This window comes from Clostridium zhoujianii, from assembly GCF_051590805.1.
GTDB lineage: Bacteria > Bacillota > Clostridia > Clostridiales > Clostridiaceae > Clostridium.
The window spans coordinates 2,020,834-2,033,943 of the sequence record NZ_JBPUTF010000001.1 but is presented as its reverse complement, the minus strand read 5'-3'; the positions used below and the strand labels follow the sequence as shown (position 1 = coordinate 2,033,943).

13 protein-coding genes are annotated in these 13,110 nt (G+C 29.6%); 10 read left to right on the top strand and 3 right to left on the bottom strand.

Annotated features, from left to right (window positions below):
* Positions 1 to 19: 19 nt before the first annotated feature.
* Positions 20 to 982, top strand: coding sequence for a UV DNA damage repair endonuclease UvsE (gene uvsE, locus ACSYT2_RS09560; RefSeq protein ID WP_438384597.1), 963 nt, complete (start codon positions 20 to 22; stop codon positions 980 to 982).
* Between the two features lie 13 nt (positions 983 to 995).
* On the opposite strand, the gene ACSYT2_RS09555 is transcribed toward uvsE, so the two are convergent.
* Positions 996 to 1,328 (bottom strand): winged helix-turn-helix transcriptional regulator, encoded by a 333-nt coding sequence (locus tag ACSYT2_RS09555; RefSeq protein ID WP_430855050.1) that lies wholly within the window; start codon positions 1,326 to 1,328, stop codon positions 996 to 998.
* 122 nt (positions 1,329 to 1,450) lie between these two features.
* Between ACSYT2_RS09555 and ACSYT2_RS09550 the strand changes: the two genes are divergently transcribed.
* The 6 genes from ACSYT2_RS09550 (at position 1,451) to ACSYT2_RS09525 (ending at position 7,568) form a co-directional block, all read left to right on the top strand.
* Entirely contained in the window at positions 1,451 to 2,122 is a 672-nt protein-coding gene (locus ACSYT2_RS09550; protein ID WP_438384596.1) for a flavodoxin family protein, read from the top strand.
* A 113-nt stretch (positions 2,123 to 2,235) separates the two neighbouring features.
* A complete protein-coding gene (locus ACSYT2_RS09545) occupies positions 2,236 to 4,305 on the top strand; it encodes a leucine-rich repeat protein (protein ID WP_438384595.1) in 2,070 nt (689 codons plus the stop codon).
* A 162-nt stretch (positions 4,306 to 4,467) separates the two neighbouring features.
* Complete coding sequence (locus ACSYT2_RS09540) at positions 4,468 to 5,379, top strand: metallophosphoesterase (protein WP_430855047.1); 912 nt, start codon at positions 4,468 to 4,470, stop codon at positions 5,377 to 5,379.
* A gap of 26 nt (positions 5,380 to 5,405) precedes the next feature.
* Positions 5,406 to 6,341 carry a dipeptidase gene (locus tag ACSYT2_RS09535; protein WP_438384594.1) on the top strand — a complete coding sequence of 312 codons (936 nt, stop codon included), beginning with the start codon at positions 5,406 to 5,408 and terminating at the stop codon, positions 6,339 to 6,341.
* Positions 6,342 to 6,359: 18 nt separating this feature from the next.
* On the top strand, positions 6,360 to 7,100 hold the full coding sequence (ymfI, locus tag ACSYT2_RS09530) for an elongation factor P 5-aminopentanone reductase (RefSeq protein WP_438384593.1): 741 nt from the start codon (positions 6,360 to 6,362) through the stop codon (positions 7,098 to 7,100).
* A gap of 3 nt (positions 7,101 to 7,103) precedes the next feature.
* Entirely contained in the window at positions 7,104 to 7,568 is a 465-nt protein-coding gene (locus ACSYT2_RS09525; protein ID WP_430855044.1) for a GNAT family N-acetyltransferase, read from the top strand.
* Positions 7,569 to 7,669: 101 nt separating this feature from the next.
* On the opposite strand, the gene ACSYT2_RS09520 is transcribed toward ACSYT2_RS09525, so the two are convergent.
* The gene (locus tag ACSYT2_RS09520; RefSeq protein ID WP_438384592.1) at positions 7,670 to 9,190 is read right to left on the bottom strand and encodes a sensor histidine kinase; all 1,521 of its coding nucleotides are present in this window, start codon (positions 9,188 to 9,190) and stop codon (positions 7,670 to 7,672) included.
* The gene (locus ACSYT2_RS09515) at positions 9,190 to 9,861 is read right to left on the bottom strand and encodes a response regulator transcription factor (RefSeq protein ID WP_430855042.1); all 672 of its coding nucleotides are present in this window, start codon (positions 9,859 to 9,861) and stop codon (positions 9,190 to 9,192) included. Before ACSYT2_RS09515 ends, ACSYT2_RS09520 begins: the two co-directional genes overlap by 1 nt.
* A 229-nt stretch (positions 9,862 to 10,090) precedes the next feature.
* On the opposite strand from ACSYT2_RS09515, the gene ACSYT2_RS09510 reads away from it, so the two are divergent.
* Genes ACSYT2_RS09510 through ACSYT2_RS09500 form a run of 3 tightly spaced genes read left to right on the top strand, consistent with a single transcriptional unit; the run spans position 10,091 to position 13,058 of the window.
* Positions 10,091 to 11,338 (top strand): M16 family metallopeptidase, encoded by a 1,248-nt coding sequence (locus tag ACSYT2_RS09510; protein WP_438384591.1) that lies wholly within the window; start codon positions 10,091 to 10,093, stop codon positions 11,336 to 11,338.
* Positions 11,339 to 11,344: 6 nt separating this feature from the next.
* Positions 11,345 to 11,983: a recombination regulator RecX gene (recX, locus tag ACSYT2_RS09505; RefSeq protein WP_430855040.1), complete on the top strand. Its 639-nt coding sequence runs from the start codon at positions 11,345 to 11,347 to the stop codon at positions 11,981 to 11,983.
* Between the two features lie 13 nt (positions 11,984 to 11,996).
* Positions 11,997 to 13,058: a transglutaminase domain-containing protein gene (locus ACSYT2_RS09500; protein WP_430855039.1), complete on the top strand. Its 1,062-nt coding sequence runs from the start codon at positions 11,997 to 11,999 to the stop codon at positions 13,056 to 13,058.
* Positions 13,059 to 13,110 lie beyond the last annotated feature (52 nt).

Genomic DNA, 13,110 nt, shown 5'->3' with positions numbered 1-13,110 from the left:
TATTAGATTGGAGATAATGATGATAATAAGATTTGGATATGTTGCTATTTCTAATAAGTTAGGTAAAAAAGTGACAAGCTCAAGTACAATAACCTACACAAATTATAGTAAAATTAATACAGAGGCAAAGAAATTAGAGAAGTTGAAAACCGTAACTGCATCTAATATAAAGGCATTGGAAGACTTGATTAAATATAATATAGAGAACAATATACATTTTTATAGGATAACATCAGCCCTTATTCCTTTAGCAACCCATCCTGAGGTTGAATATTTTGGGCATAGAGAAATATTTAAAAAAGATTTTGAGTATATAGGGAAGATGATAAAAGAATCAAATATGAGGGTAGATACTCATCCAGATCAATTTAATGTAATAAATAGTATAAATCCTAGGGTTTTTGAAAACACAATAATTAATTTAAAACATCAAGAAGAGCTATTTCATGACATAGGATATGAAATAGGAAAAATGGTAATTCATATAGGTGGAGCAACTGGTGGTAAGGAGGCTGGAATACAGAGGTTTATTGATAATTTTCATAAGCTACCTGAGGAAATTCAATTAAGATTAATATTAGAAAATGATGATAAGACTTATACTGCAAAAGAAACATTAGGTTTATGCAAAATATTAGATGTTCCAATGGTATTAGATGTTCATCATCATAATTGTAATAATGATAGTGAAAAAATTGAGGATTTTTTGGAGGAAGTCTTTAATACATGGAATAAAGAAGAATTACCACCAAAGATACATTTTTCTTCACCAAGGGAAGGTGAAAAGGATAGAAAACATGCAGACTTTATTAATGTTAATGAATTTATGGATTTTTTAGAAAAAGCAAAAGAAGTTAATATTGATTTTGATGTTATGTTAGAAAGCAAGGAGAAAGATTTATCATTGTTTAAATTAGTTAGTGATATTAGGGAGTATAATAAGGAGCTAAAATGGATTGATGAAACCACATTATTATATTAATGGACTTATGTGACTAAATATTATATATATTAATCCAATCACAGATTTTTTCCACTACTGGACGTAAGTCACGCCCCATTTCACTAAGAGAGTATTCTACTTTAGGTGGAATTTGTGGATATTCAGTTCTAATTACTAAAGCATCCTGTTCTAACTCTTTTAATTGTGCTGCTAACATTTTATGAGTAATGGGATGCAATAACTTTTTTAATTCACCATAACGCAAGACTTGATGCAAGGCTAAAAGAAAAACAATTCGCAACTTCCACTTGCCATCTATCATTCTTAGAAAAGATTCAAATTTTTCATAACCCATTTCATTTAATATACAATCTTCAGTTTTCATAGTAACTCTCCTTTTTGATAGTACCTTACATAAAAGTACGTAATATACAAAAAATGTTATTTTAAGTATAATTCGATTATGTTGATAATGCAAATACAAACTTATGTGAGGAGTATAAAAATATGCGAATTGTAATGATTAATGGTAGCCCAAGGGAAAATGGTTCAACAGGAGAAATTCTAGAAATTGTTAAAAATTACTTAGAAGAAAAAGAGGATGTGGAAATTGAATACTTTCATTTGCAAGAGTTAGAAATATCCTTTTGTAAAGGATGTTGCAATTGCTTTAAAAATGGAAAATGTTTTATTGATGATGATGCAGAAGGTTTATCCCGAATTATTTCGGAGGCAGATGGGGTAATTGTTGGGTCACCAACATATGCTAGCAATATATCAGGACAGTTAAAAGTTTTTGTAGATAGAGGACATTTGATTATAGAACAACTCTTATATAGAAAATATGCAATGGGTGTTATTACAGGAGAAAACTATGGTGCATCTACAGCGGCCAAGATACTCAAAAATATTTTTTTGTATTCTGGAGCATATATTAGTGGAAGTATAACACATAAATTACCTTTTTCAAGTAGGATTAAATTTGGGGATAATATAGAAAGAGATTTCCAAGAAAAATCCGAAAAATTTTATCAAGATATAAAATCAGGTCATACCTATGCTTTTCAAAAGTTTATTCATAAGATAGTTTTTAATGTAGGGATAAAGCCATTTGTTTTAAAAAAGGGTTCCAAGTACCAAGGGGTTTTAGAACATTGGGGAAAGAATAATATAATTTAAACATTTGTCAAATGAATTTAAAGAATGTCAGAAGTTTCTTATAGCAAGAACTATCTTTTATATTCCTCAATAATACAAAATATGGTATATTTGTATTAAAAGGGGTGAGAGGTGTGAGAAATAATCTAAAAAGGGTGATGAAGGGGACAAGCTGTTTATTATTAGTAGCAATTGGAATTGTATCTATGCCAGGTTATAAGGCTTTAGCAGAGGAGAATAGCAAAAATAATATAGTTATAACTAAAGATGGCTTTGTGTTTGATAAGCTATCAAGTTCAATTATTGATTATAAATATAGCTATAAGAATTCAGGAACTGCTGAGGTGGAGAACATAAAGATTCCAGAAGAAATTGAGGGTATAAAGGTCAGAAATATTAAGGATGATGCATTTAAGGAGGGTGGCTTTGGAGATAATTTAACTTTACCTAAGAGTATATTAAGTATAGAAGGTGAAGCTTTAACAGAAGCAGGTTTTACTGATATATTTGTAGATAAGGATAATCCAGTATATTCAAGTATTGATGGGGTATTATTCAATAAGGAAGTAACAGAACTTATTAGATATCCAATGACTAAAGGAGATAAATATAGTATTCCAGATGGAACTTTGATAATAGGGCCTAAAGCATTTAAAAGATCATATATTAAGGAGATAAATTTACCTGATTCAATAAATGAAATAGGCTATGAAGCATTCACGAAAACACAAATACAAAGCTTTGAAGTTAGTCCAAATGTTGAAAGGATAGGAGAGGCTGCTTTTAAAGACAGTAGCTTAATTGAAAAATTTACAGTAAGAGGCCCTAATAATTATTTTTATGCCTATAATGGGGTTTTATTTAACAATAATTTAGAGAAGTTAATATATTATCCAGGGGGTAAGAAAGAAAAATCCTATGATGTACCACCAGAAGTAAAAGAAATAGGCCCGAATGCCTTTTATTCAAGTTATATTGAAAAGATAAATATGGTTGATGGAATTAATAAAATAGGAAATGAAGCATTTAGTGATTCCTTTAAAATTAATGAAATAAAGTTACCAAAGACTTTGGTTGAAATTGGAGATAGAGCTTTCAAGGGAACTAAAATAACGAATATATCCTTAGCAGAGGGGTTAAAAACTATAGGAAATGGTACATTTAATTGGTGTGGTTCATTAAGGGATATAAATATTCCAAGTACGGTTGATAGTATAGGAAATAATCCTTTTCTGGGGACCTATGGTTTGGTAAATATAATAAATAATAGTAAGAAGTTTGTATTGGAGAATAAAGTTCTGTTTGATATGGATAAGACTAAATTAATTTCATATTTAGATAATACTAAAAATACTCAGTATACTATACCAAGTGGGGTGAAGTTTATTGGGGATGAAGCATTTTCAACCAGTAGATGTGTAGAGATTATTTTACCTAATACTATAACAGAAATAGGTAGAGAAGCATTTAGTTTTTCAGATATTACACATATTAATATACCAGAGGGAGTTAAAGTTATTAGGAATAAAACCTTCCTTGATACTGAAATATCTGGTATAACACTACCAAATTCAATAGAATATATAGAAGATGAGGCCTTTATGTATAGCGAAGTAGCTTCTATAAACATTCCTAAAAATCTTAAAGAGATAGGTGAAAGAGTTTTCTATAACTGTAGAAATATGAAGGAGATAATAGTAGATAAAGACAATAATTATTTTAGTGAGAATAATGGAGCATTATTAAGTGAGGATGGGAAAAAACTGATTAATGTACCAACTAGAATTATTTATGATGAGTATGAAATACCAGAAGGGGTAAAAGAGATAAAATCCTATTCAATTGAATCGGATAGTCTGAAAAAAATAGTAATTCCAAATTCAATAGATAAAGTTGAAAGAGCATCTATTATGGCATTTTGGTTGGAGAATGTAGTAATAAAGGGGGCATTAACAAAGGAAGAATATGATAATTACAGCAGTAAATTAAGTTATGCTGGTTTAGAGGGGAGAGAATTAAAATATTCTTTTCTTGCAGATGAAGATGTTAATGGAGATGGTGCATTTAGTATTTTGGATTTATCAACAGTTTCTGATTTATATAATTCTGTGGAGAAGGATACAAATTATAATAGTAAAATAGATATAAATAAAGATGGAATAATTGATTTATATGATATTGTGAAAATATCAAGATTACTTTAAAAGAAAATAATAGAAAGCATAGGATCATATATGGAACCTATGCTTTTTCTGCATAGAAAGTTTGAGGCTGTAGATAATTAAACTATTCTTTAATATAGAGTGCGTACTTTTTACAGTAGTTCATATAATGCTATAGTAAGTAGGAATATATGAGAGGGTTTTATGGGGAAAAAGGCGCTATTAAATCTATATGAAACAAGTGATAGAATACCCTTTGATAGGGGATCAAAAATAGTTATTATAAGTGATATACATAGAGGTGATGGTAGTTATGCTGATTCTCTAATTGGGAATAAAAGTATCTATGTGGCAGCTTTAAATTATTATTTTAAAGAGAAGTATACCTTGATTGAGGCAGGAGATGGAGATGAACTTTGGAAAAATAAATGTTATAGGGATATAGCTTATAGTTATAAAGACATTTTTAAAAGTTTAAATAAGTTTAATAAGGATAAGAGACTTTATCTTATATATGGAAATCATGATGGCAAGAAGAGTAGTAGGGAATTCCTAGAGAAACAGAAGAAAAAGTTAAGAAAAATAGGTGTTAACTTTGGGGAGGACCTTATTTATTTAATTGATAATATTAAGTTTAAGGAAGGACTAGTATTAAGGTATCTACCTATGGGAAAGGAGATAATGGTAACCCATGGACATCAGCTTGATGTTATGAACTATGAATTTGCTAGTATTAGTAAATTTCTTGTAAGACACGTATGGCGTTTTATGGAAGGGATTGCAGGCTTTAAATCACCAACAAGCCCAGCTAATAATTATAAAAAAGGTGGAATTATAGATATTAAACTTGAGGAATGGGCAAAGGAGAATAAAAAACTTTTGATATGTGGTCATACTCATAGAAGTAGATTTCCAAGTTCAGGGGAGGGGCTTTATTTTAATGATGGTTGTTGTGTTCTTCCTTATTCTATTAGCTCAATAGAAATAAATAGTGGACTTATAGCCTTGGTAAAGTGGAGTATTGCAGTTAGGGATGATAATAGCTTATATATTAAAAGGAATATTATTGGAGGTCCAGAGAGAATTGAAGAATATTTAAAATATGTTGAGGATTAGTTATAATAGTAATAGAGGTGAAGGATATGAAATATATAGACTTACATTGTGATACAGCTGGAAGAATTCTTTATGAGAAAGGTGAACTTAATAAAAACAATTTTAAGATTGATATAGAAAAACTGAGAGAGGGGGAAGCCTTAGCACAGGTTTTCGCTTTTTTCATAGATGTTGGGTCAGTTAAAAATCCATTCTTAGAGTTTGAAGCTATGTATAATACTTTTATTAATGAATTACTTAAAAATAAAAATAGTATAGAGCTAGTTACAAGTGTAGAAAATTTAAGAATAGTAGAGGAGGCAGGAAAGGTAGGAGCATTTCTTTCAATTGAAGAGGGAGAAGTGTTAGAGGGAAATATTGAAAATATAAAGAAGGTATATGATAAGGGGATTAGATTTATAACTTTAACGTGGAATTATAAAAATACTCTAGGTTATCCAAATTATCAGTATTTATATAAGGAAAATGGATTAACACAATTAGGATTAGATATGGTTAAAGAAATGGAGAGAATTGGTATAATACCAGATGGCTCTCATCTTTCAGATAAGGGTTTTTATGATTTAGTGGATTATTGTGAAAAACCGTTTATAGTAACCCATTCAAATAGTAGAACTATACAAGAACATCCAAGAAATCTAACTGATGATATGATAAAAAAGTTAGCAGATAAGGGTGGAATAATGGGAATTAATTTCTGTTCAGACTTTATAGGAAATAAGCCTATTACAGCTATAGAAGATATGGTACAACACATTAAACATATAAAAAATGTTGGTGGAATTGATGTCATTTCTTTAGGAAGTGACTTTGATGGTATTGGTAATGAGGTTGAGATAAAGGATGCTTCAGAAATGGGTAAGTTAGCTTTAGAACTAAAAAAAGCAGGATTTACAGAGAGGGAGATAGAAAAGATTTATTATAAAAATGCATTAAGATTATTTATAGAAACATTAAAATAGAGATAAAGGATGAATGAAATGAGTAAGTTATTAGGAAAAGTTGCAATAGTTACAGGTGGCTCAAGGGGAATTGGAAGGGCAATTGCCTTAGAGCTTGGAAAAGAAGGAGCAAATGTAGTTATAAATTATTCTAAGGATGATGATGGAGCAAAGGAAACATTGGATTTACTTAATGATATTGGAAGTGTAGCTTATGGAGTAAAGATGGATGTATCAACATTTGAAGGTGCAGAAGAGATAGTTAAAAAAACTATAGAGTATTTTGGAAAGGTGGATATTTTAGTAAATAATGCAGCTAGAAGCACAATTGGATTATTTTTAGATGCAACAAAGGAAGAGATAGAGGACCTTCTAAATACTAATCTTTTGGGTACTATGTATATAACAAGACATGCACTTCCTCATATGATTGGAAGTGGAGGATCAATAGTTAATATATCTTCAATGTGGGGCGAAGTAGGAGCATCCTGTGAAGTATTATATTCCACATCAAAGGGAGGATTAAATCTATTTACAAAGGCTCTTGCAAAAGAAATGGCACCATCAGGTATTAGAGTAAATGCTATTGCACCAGGGGTAATAGATACTCAAATGAATTCATTTCTAACAGAAGAGGATAGGAATGGTCTTGAGGATGAAATACCTATGGGTAGATTTGGGACACCAGAAGAAATAGGAAAGACAGCAGTATTCTTATGTAGTAATGAATCAAGTTATATGACAGGCCAAGTGTTACGAGTAGATGGAGGCTATATTTAGTAGATGAGTATAAAAAGTAGTATTGAGATAGAAGAAATAAAGGAAAAATATCCAATAGATTTATTAAAACTTGCAGATCCAGAAGAAACAGCAATAAATAAGTATATTAGTGAGTCTTACCTATTTGTTGCTAAAAATAATAATAGTGTAATTGGAGTAGTTGCACTTAATAAAATTGAAGATAAAGCTTATGAGATAAAGAATGTTGCAGTAGCTGAGGAGTACCAAAGAAATGGTATTGGATCTAAGCTTATTTATGAGGCAGAGAAAAAGATTTTAGAATTAGGTGGTAAAAGCATTATTATAGGAACTGGAAATTCATCTATAGCTCAGCTAAAGTTATATCAGCTGTTAGGGTATAGGATGGACTCTATAATAAAAGATTTCTTTGTAGATAATTATGAAGAAGAAATATTTGAAAATGGAATCCAGTGTAAGGATAAGATAATACTTAAGAAGGAAATATAAAAAGAAAGACTCTCATATTTCTTAAAGCTCTACAATTCATTGAGATAGTAGAGATTAAAAGGAATATGGGAGTCTTAGTTAATTTTATAGGATACTTAAAATCAATCTATATAGTTTTCATCATCACTTAATATTTCTATAGGTAAGTAGTAACTAAACTCAACACCATTTTCAATATTATTAAAAGAGTATTCAAAATTATGTAGGTCAAGAATGTTTTTAACAATTGATAATCCTAAACCAGTACTATTAGTACTTCTTTTTCTAGCCTTGTCTACTCGGTAGAATTTATTAAATAGCTTATCTATCTCACCTAAGTCTAACTGAACACCAAAGTTAATAATTGAAATTTTATAACGATTATTATCTTCAGATATGGATACAATTATATCATTTCCTTCTGGTGTATATTTTATAGCATTAGTAATAAGGTTAGTCAGTACTTGTTCCATTTGGAATACATCGGCATTTACATAAGAGTAATTAGTACATTCATTAAAATATAAGTTTAGATTTTCTTCATTTGCATCTATTGAATGCTTATTAACAACTTTTTTTATTAGTCTATTAATATTGAATACTTCTGGTTTTGGTTTTAGTACACCAGATTCTAGCTTAGAAAGTTCAAGCATATTAGAAACTAAAACGCTCATTTTCTGAGATTCATCAATTATAGTTTCAAGATATCTTAGGGTATCATCACCAGATACAATTCCATCTTTTATTCCTTCAGCATAGCCCTCAATTATACCTATAGGAGTTTTTAATTCATGACTTACAGAAGCAATAAAGTCCTTTCTCATAACTTCAAGATTTCTTTCTTTTTCAATATCTTCTTCAAGTTTTTTATTTTTTTCTTGAAGATCAGTTAATGCATTAGCAAGATTGGAAGATAAGAAGTTAAGAGTAGTAGCAAGACTACCTATTTCATCTTCTCTATCAACTAAACATTTTTCTGTAAAGTCCATTTTGGACATTTTCTTTGCAACCTTATCTATATTTATTAAAGGCTTAGATATAAGGTTAGAATATATAGAAGAAAGTAATATCGATATAAATATAAAACCTATAAAGATGTAGGCATAAAATTCACTTATAACATCAGAAGCCTCTTCAATTGGTTGTATTGAAGAGAAAGAAAGAACTATTGAGTCATTTTTACTATTTAAAGACATAGGAGATATAACTCCTATTTTTTTATCACCATTATCTTTATCATAGAAAATTGTACTTTGTGTAGTACCTGTAGTAATAACCTTATAGAGTAATTCTTTCTCGCTTATAAGCTGATTAAAAAACTCTTGAAGAATAAGAGAATCATAAGAATCTTTAGCATTCTTGTCTGGCAGTACTTTTAGTACTCCATCTGGTGAAAAGATACCTATTTTTGAATTGGTAGAAGTCTCGAAACTTTGGAGAGCAGTACCAATTCCTATATTATCTTCAAGCTCGTAAGAGTACATATTTCTAAAACGATTAATCTCCTTAATAAGATTAGCCATTTTCTTTTTCTCATAGAAAGATTCAAAGAAAAAAACCTGAAATATAAATGTAGAAGCTATAAGGCCTAATAATAAGCTAAGAGTTATTGTAAATAATCTTTTTGATAGGTTATGTTTCATTATTTCACCTCAAATTTATATCCACTACCTCTAACAGTTACGATATAGTTGGACTTATCACCTAGTTTTTCTCTAAGCCTTTTAACATTAGTATCTACAGTTCTAATATCACCGTAATAATCAAGTCCCCAAACATTGTCTAAAATATTATCTCTACTTAGGGCAATACCCTCATTAGTAGTTAAGTATACAAGGAGCTCATACTCCTTTGGAGATAGAGATAATATTTCATCATTAAGCTTAACTTCACGAGATAATTTATTTATTATTAATCCATTGTAATCTTGGGAGCTAGAATCAACTTCTTTTCTAGTTCTTTTAAGAAGAGCTTTAACTTTAGCAACTAGAACCTTAGGGCTAAAGGGTTTAGTCATATAGTCATCTGCTCCATAGTCATAGCCTTGCAGTTTATCTTCTTCTTGACCCTTTGCAGTAAGAAGAATAACAGGAACAGTAGAAACCTCCCTGATTTTTTCAAGCATTGTAAGTCCATCCATAACAGGCATCATTATATCAAGTATGATAAGATCTATTTTATTATTTTTAAAAAGCTCTAAAGCATCTTGGCCATTTTCGGCTTCAAGAATATTAAAATCCTCTTTTAAGAAATAATCTCTTAGTAGAAATCTAATTCTAATTTCATCTTCTACAATAAGAATATTTTTTTTCATATGCTCATCTCCTATTTTTGTTATAATTATAATATCTATTATATATAAAAGTAGAAGGATATAAAATAGAATAATAGAATTATATAGTAAGTTCCAATTAAGGTAGCTGTCTTCCTTTAAAATTATTAGAGATTAAGGTTTAAGGAGCTATTTAGAAGCTATACAGCTTGTAATAAACTATAAAAAAGATTATATTTAAAGTTGCTATATATAAAAAAGGAGAATTTAAATGCTAAAGCTTAATTTTGATGTAAAAAAACATTTTTTAGATAATGGATTAGAGGTATTAACAATAAAAAAAGACACCCAAATTGCTGCTATAAATGTAGGGATTAAGGTTGGTGCTATAAATGAAAGTTTAGAGCAAAAAGGAATAAGCCATTTTATAGAACATATGCTTTTTAAGGGAACAAAGAAAAGAAATAATGAGGAACTTAATGATGAGCTAGAAGCACTTGGTGGAGAGTATAATGCTTATACTGATTATAATGCTACTGTTTATACAATAAATTGCCTAAGTGAAGAAATAGAAAATGCAGCAATTTTACTTGGAGATATGATTACATCCTCAGTATTCTCAGAAGAGGAAATAGAACGAGAAAGAGGAGTAATACTAGCTGAAATTAGGACAAGTAAAGATGATGTTGAGGATTTGAGCTTTAAAAAGGTTAACGAAGTTGCTTTTAAAAGTAGCCCTTTGAGATATGATGTAACAGGATTAGAAGATAAAGTTAAGGGATTTAGTAGAGAAGATATTATAAATTTTTATAGAAAGTACTATACTCCTAAAAATAGCTTGGTTACAATAGTTTCATCTATGGATCATGATAAGGCATTAAAGGTTGTAGAGAATGAATTTTCTAATTGGACTGGAGAAGATGTAGAAGGAAATGTATTAGTTCAAGAAAAGAATTGCCCTATAAAGGTAACAAATTATAAAAATGATATGGAGCAAAGTACAATAGTATATATGTACACTTTCTATGATTTAAATAAGGATGATGAATTACCACTTAGAATTTTAAATCATAGATTAGGTGAAAGTTCTAATTCCCTATTATTTAGGGAGGTTAGGGAGAATAGGGGCTTAGCTTATGATATATACACTCATTTAGATATGACAAAGAATATAAAGACACTATATATTTACACAGCAGTTTCAGAAGATGATATAGATGAAACAATTAGTGCTATAGACGAAACTCTTCAAAATATTATAGAGAGAAAAGTAGTATTTGGGGATAAGGATTTAACAATTATGAAGAAGGTTCATAAGACAGCAGTGATATCAACTCTCGAAGATTCGGCAGAACTTTGTAATTATGTTCTTCATCAAGAACTTGAAGGTGAGGATATATTTGAATTTGTTAAAGATATGGAAGGTTTAAATAATCTAAATAAGGATAAAATCTATGAAGTAGCACAAGAAGTTTTAAAGAATCCTACTATTCATATTTTAACATCTCCAAAGGAGTAAAAAGTAATGGGAAAAATAACAAAGATTGAAGTACAAAAGAGGAATAAGGATAGAGTTAATGTATATATAGATGAAGTATATGCCTTTGCAGTAAATGCAGAGCTTGTATATAAAAAGGGATTAAAAACAAACATGGAGATTGATGAAGTCAAGTTAAAGGAAGTAGCTAAAGAAGAAAATCTATCAAAGTGTAAGAATACAGCCCTTAGAATAATAGAAAGAAGCTACAAGACTGAAAAAGAGATAACTGACAAGCTTATAGAAAAGGGATATGATATGGATTCAATAAAGCCTACCTTAGAATTCCTTAAAGAGTATAATTTTATTAATGATGAAAGCTATACTAAAATGTATGTTAAGGATAGGATGAGAAGCCAAGGTAGTCAAAAAATAAAATATGCCCTTATGAGAAAGGGAGTAGAAGAAGAGGCAATAGCATCAGCTTTAGAAAATATAGATAAAGAAGATGAAATGCAGGTTGCAATGGAATTAGCAAGAAAGAAGTATTCTCAACTTTCAAAAAGGGAAGATGATAAGTATAAGTTATGGAATAAGCTATGTAGATTCCTTATAGGAAAAGGATATGATTATTCCTTAGCAAAGGATGTAGTTAAAAAAGTAGTAAATGTGGAAGATGTAGATTAAAGGAGAAGTGCCTATGAACTTAAATATTCAGCAGATAATTTGTCTTGCTATAATAATTATTTCAGTAATAGGGTCTGTTAGACGGGTTATGTACACAGAGGATCTTGGGGAAGCAATAGAGCCGATTATTTCAGGATGTTCAACAATAATAACATTCTTTATAATGCTTGGATACTATGAAGAAATTGATCTAATGATTACTAATATACTAAGAAGGGTATTTGAAAATAGCATTAAGGATAATGGGTTGGTACACATAGGGGGATTAGTATTAATCTTTGTATTGGTAAAATATATTATCCATATTATATTTAGATTTTTACATAGTTTTTCTTTTAATAATGCTATAAATAAGCTTAATAGAAATAGACCTTTCTTGCTGATTTTCTCAGTTGTTTTTGGCGTTATTAGAGGATTAGTAGTTATAATACTAGTATCTATTCCGTTAGTACTTTATAATAGTTTAGCTGGAAGTAACAATAGAATAAATATTTTTGATGGAATAAAACCTTATGATAAAATGGAACAAATTGTAGATAGCAAAAAGGTTAAGAATATATCAAATGGACTACTAGAAAATGTATCAAGTAGTAAAGTAGTCTACTATAATGGGGTAACCTTAGATGAAGGTGTTAAGTCCAACGAAGAGATAAAAAATAAAGCTATTGAAATAACTAAGAGAGGGAATAGTGATAGGGAGAAGGCAGAAAGTATTTATAAGTGGGTAGGAAGTAATATAAAGTATGATGATGATAAGGCTGAAAAGGTAATGAATAGTGAAACTGGATATGAAAGTGGAGCTATATCGGCATTTAAAACGAGAACAGGGATATGTTTCGATTATGCTTGTCTATATACTGCTATGGCTAAGGAAATTGGAATTAAAACTAGAATAGTAGTTGGGGATGCATTTAATGGAAATGAGTATGTAAGTCATGCATGGAATGAAGTTTATTTAGAAGATGAAGGTAGGTGGATTAATGTAGATCCAACCTTCTATATTGCTGGAGACTATTTTGATAATGCCAATTTTGAGGATGAGCATAGGAAAAAAAGTGTGGCAGGAGAGTTTTAAGAACCATATATAGATTTAAGTAAGTATTAGTCAGAAAAAATAAAGACTCCCA